The sequence below is a fragment of the Inquilinus limosus MP06 genome, from assembly GCF_000767795.1.
GTDB classification, from domain to species: Bacteria; Pseudomonadota; Alphaproteobacteria; order DSM-16000; family Inquilinaceae; genus Inquilinus; species Inquilinus limosus_E.
This window is the reverse complement of the sequence record NZ_JANX01000615.1, coordinates 1-3,585: the sequence shown is the minus strand read 5'-3', so window position 1 is coordinate 3,585 and position 3,585 is coordinate 1. Positions and strand designations below refer to the sequence as shown.

Sequence of the window (3,585 nt, the reverse complement as noted above, 5' to 3'; positions counted from 1 at the left end):
CGGCCCAGGGCGCGATGGGCGGCGCGATGGCCGGCGGCAGCGCCATGGTGCCCGCCGCGACCGGCGCCGACCTGAAGCTGGCCGAGGCCGCCGGCCGGTTCCTGGCCGACCCCGCCGGCTCGCGCATCGCGGTGATGGAGCTGTATGGCTGGGACACGCATGTGCAGCAGGTCAAAAGGCTGGACCGGCTGCTGGCCGGTTATGCCGCGACGCTGCAGGCGCTGCGCCGTGGGCTCGGCGACGCCTGGACGCAGACCGCGATCCTGACGGTGACGGAGTTCGGCCGCACCGCCGCGGCCAACGGCTCCGGCGGCACCGATCATGGCACCGGATCGGTCGCCTTCCTGGCCGGCGGCGCGGTGCATGGCGGACGGGTGCTGGCCGACTGGCCGGGCCTGGCGTCAGGCCGGCTGTACCAAGGCCGCGACCTGGCGCCGACCACCGACCTGCGCGCCGTGGTCAAGGGCGTGTTCCGCGACCATCTGCGCCTGCCGGAGGACGCGCTGAGCCGCGTCGTCTTCCCCGGCAGCGCCGAGGCGGCGCCGATGCGGGAGCTGGTCAGGAGGGCGTAAGGAACCCGTCCGACAAGCCGCCGTCAGGTGTCGAGCTTGCCCAGCCCGATGGTGGCGAGGAGGACGCTGCCGTCATTGGTCAGCGCCCATTTGCCCTGCCGCTCCTCGATCAGGCCGCGGGCCTGCAGGGACAGGCGGACAGGATCGGTGACGCCGGGCTCGTGGCGATGGACGCGCCCCAGGGCGTCCTTCTCCTCGGCAGAAAGGTCCTCGGGTCGAAGCTGCGGCATGGTCCCCTCCTCGGATCGCCGCGCCGGCGGTCTGCCGTCGCGCCTTCCACAACGCCCGGCGACCCGATCCGGGTCCACGTGACCGCGGACCCGGCAGGCCGGAGCCTTACACAACGCCCTTGCGGGCGCCCCGGTTGACGGCACCGGCCACGGCCTTGAGCGAGGCCATGACGATGTTGCTGTCGATGCCGACGCCGAACAGCGTCCTGCCGCCGACCCGTGCCTCGACATAGGTCGCGGCGCTGGAATCGGAGCCGCTGCGCAGCGCGTGCTCGCGATAGTCGACGATGTCGACATCCGCCCCGATCTCGCGCCGCAGCGCGTCGACGAAGGCGTTGAGCGGACCGTTGCCCTCGCCCCGGATCGTCTTCTCCACCCCGTCGATCCTGACCTGTGCCTCGATGTGGCGCTCGCCGCGGCCGGTCGGCAGCGTGGTGTGGCCGATCACCTCGACCCGGCCGGGGGCGAGGTACTCCTGCTCGAACTCGTGCCAGATCACCTTGGACGAGATCTCCTTACCGGTCTCGTCGGCCAGCTTCTGGATCACCTGGCTGAACTCCACCTGCAGCTTGCGCGGCAGATCGAGGCCGTGGTCGGTCAGCAGGAGATAGGCGACGCCGCCCTTGCCGGACTGGCTGTTGACCCGGATCACCGCCTCGTAGCTGCAGCCGATATCCTGCGGGTCGATCGGCAGGTACGGCACCTCCCACAGCCCGCTGTTGCTCTTCTCCATGGCCGCGAAGCCCTTCTTGATCGCGTCCTGGTGCGAGCCGGAGAAGGCGGTGAACACCAGCTCGCCGCCATAGGGGTGGCGCGGATGCACCGGCAGCTGGTTGCAGTATTCGACGGTGCGGACGATCTCGCCGACATCGTGCAGGTCGAGCTCGGGGTCGACGCCCTGGGTGAACATGTTCAGCCCCAGCGTGACGATGTCGACATTGCCGGTGCGTTCGCCATTGCCGAACAGCGTGCCCTCGACCCGGTTGGCGCCGGCCATCAGGGCCAGCTCGGTCGCGGCGATGCCGGTGCCGCGGTCGTTGTGCGGGTGCACCGACAGCACGAAGCTGTCGCGCCGGGCGAAGTTGCGGTGGCACCACTCGATCTGGTCGGCATAGACGTTCGGCGTCGCCATCTCCACCGTCGCCGGCAGGTTCAGGATCGCCTTCTTGTCCGGCGTCGGCTGCCAGGCGTCGAGCACGGCGCCGCAGATGTCGCGGGCATAGTCCAGCTCGGTGCCGGTGAAGCTTTCCGGCGAGTACTGGAACACGATCTCGGTCTCCGGCACCGTCGGCACCAGCTCCTTGATCAGCTTGGTGCCACGCACGGCGATCTCGGTGATGCCGTCGCGGTCGAGGCCGAACACCACCCGGCGCTGCAGCGTCGAGGTCGAGTTGTAGAGGTGGACGATCGCCCGCTTCGACCCGCGGATGGCGTCGAAGGTGCGGCGGATCAGTTCCTCCCGCGACTGGGTCAGCACCTGGATGGTGACGCCGTCGGGGATGAGGTCGTTGTCGATCAGGTGACGGACGAAGTCGAAATCGGTCTGCGAGGCGGCGGGGAAGCCGACCTCGATCTCCTTGAAGCCCATGCCGACCAGCAGGTCCCACATGCGCTGCTTGCGGTCGGTGCCCATCGGCTCGATCAGGGCCTGGTTGCCGTCGCGGAGGTCGACCGAGCACCAGATCGGGGCGCGGTCGATGACGCGGTTCGGCCATTGCCGGTCGGTCAGCGCCACGGTCTGGACCGGGCGGTACTTGTCGATCGGCATTCCGGGTTTGGAGGTGATCGCGGACATCGGATTTCTCTCTCGCACCGGCCGGCAGGGGCCGGAAATATCAGGATAGGGCGAATTGACGACAGGCGCATGACATGGATGCGCGAAGACGGCCGCCGGGCGCGCGATGCGCCGCTCAGCGGCCGGTGATAAGTCGCAGCAGGTCCCGGGAGATGCGGGGAAAAGCCTGTCGGTACGATCGGTCGGGGGTCATGGAGAGGATCCGGAAGAGAGGACGCAACGGCTTCGATGTCGGCACCCCTCGGGGCGCCGATCAGATAAGTCGAAGCGTGCGTAGCCGGATCACCATGCCCCCACCTAAGGGGCGGGGGGCCGCTCTGTCAACTGAATCCGCTGGTCGGTGACGCGATCGAAGAAGCCGATGATGGTCGGGCCGGTGCCGTCCGGCCAGCCATGCGAATAGGGCCGCTTGCGGTTGAAGGTCGAGGGCAGGTCGCAGAACACCACCGGGTCGGCGATGCCGGCCTTGCCCCAGCGCTTGCAGCGGAAGGTGGCGTCGGCTTCGACCGGCGTAGCGGCCAAGCGATTCTGGGCGATGCGCTTGTCGCGCTCGGCGATGCCCTGGCTGTAGGGCACCATGTTGTCCTTCGGGTTGTGCAGCAGGATCGCCGCCACCTGCCCCCGGCAGGGGCGGACGCTGCCGATGCCGCCGGCCACCACCGCGGTGGCGCGGAACACCCCGGCCCGGCCGCAGGACAGGTCGTTGACGAAGCTGCCGCCCATCGAATGGCCGGCGGCGAAGATCTGGTTCTGGTCGACGCAAAGCGTCGCCTTCAGCCGCGCCAGCAGCGTGTCGACATAGGCCATGTCGCGGTCCGCCTTGCCGCCCCAGCCGCCCTGGGCCTGCGGGTAGACCACGATCGCCGGCCGCGCCGCCGATCCCTCGAGGTCGAAATAGGTGCGCACCTTCTCCGCCGTGCCGGTGCGGCCGTGGAAGGCCAGGATCAGCCGGGTGGGCACCGATTTGTCGTAGCCGTTCGGCAGGTCG

4 protein-coding genes are annotated in these 3,585 nt (G+C 69.4%); 1 reads left to right on the top strand and 3 read right to left on the bottom strand.

The annotated features are described in order from the left end of the window. The coding region (locus tag P409_RS29520; RefSeq protein ID WP_152613613.1) for a DUF1501 domain-containing protein at positions 1 to 572 on the top strand (572 nt) is incomplete at its 5' end. A gap of 23 nt (positions 573 to 595) precedes the next feature. Here P409_RS29520 and P409_RS29515 read toward each other — a convergent pair. The 3 genes from P409_RS29515 to P409_RS39415 all read right to left on the bottom strand — a co-directional run. Continuing rightward, the gene (locus tag P409_RS29515; protein ID WP_034846825.1) at positions 596 to 802 is read right to left on the bottom strand and encodes a hypothetical protein; all 207 of its coding nucleotides are present in this window, start codon (positions 800 to 802) and stop codon (positions 596 to 598) included. 106 nt (positions 803 to 908) lie between these two features. Then, positions 909 to 2,597, bottom strand: a complete 1,689-nt coding sequence (gene leuA, locus P409_RS29510; protein ID WP_034846823.1) for a 2-isopropylmalate synthase — start codon at positions 2,595 to 2,597, stop codon at positions 909 to 911. Between the two features lie 297 nt (positions 2,598 to 2,894). After that, a partial coding sequence (locus tag P409_RS39415; RefSeq protein ID WP_202964846.1) for a CE1 family esterase occupies positions 2,895 to 3,585 on the bottom strand: 691 nt, incomplete at its 5' end.